Origin of the sequence: Chromatium okenii (assembly GCF_016583745.1) — a bacterium.
Taxonomy (GTDB): domain Bacteria; phylum Pseudomonadota; class Gammaproteobacteria; order Chromatiales; family Chromatiaceae; genus Chromatium; species Chromatium okenii.
In genome coordinates, this window is the sequence record NZ_NRRQ01000124.1 from 1 (window position 1) to 634 (window position 634).

General features: G+C 48.1%; 1 protein-coding gene. It reads right to left on the bottom strand.

The window, feature by feature from the left end:
• The coding region (locus tag CKO12_RS14465) for a DDE-type integrase/transposase/recombinase (RefSeq protein WP_200155411.1) at positions 1-634 on the bottom strand (634 nt) is incomplete at both ends.

Below are 634 nucleotides of genomic sequence, written 5' to 3' on the forward strand. Positions count from 1 at the left end.
TGTCAAGACCCGAGAGATTGTAGACCTGTTTTTTGAAGCGTTCGGGTTCTTTCTGCTGCCAGTTTTTCAACGCTTGCACCGGTGACACATGTCCGAGTGCTTTTTGGGGTATCTGATGGTTATACATCTGCACATAATGGTGCAGCGTTTTCTCTAAATTCTGTGCAGAATCAAAGCGAGTCGTCGCCACCACCTCGGCAATCCGCCCGTTAAATCGCTCCACCATCCCATTCGTTTGTGGATGTGCGGGAGGAATCAGGCGATGTTCAATCTGGTGTTCTTTACACACTAAATCAAAGCGATGGCGACCAGTCGGTTCGCGTTCACCGGTGGCACAGAAACGATCCGTGAATTCCTTGCCGTTATCGGTCAATACCTTTTCAATCTTAAACGCGGCAGCAGCGATCACTTGCTGGAGAAATGCACTGGCGTTGGCAGCAGTTTTCTGAGCAAAAACCTTGGCATAGACCCAGCGCGTTGCCCGATCAATGGCGACAAAGAGGTAGCGATGGGCTTTTTCATCCGGCATCTTGGGGAGGTATTTCACATCAATGTGGATAAAACCGGGCGCGTAATCTTTAAACTTTTTATGTGGTTTTTTCGCACCTTCTTCTTTTGGAATCAATTCCTTAAG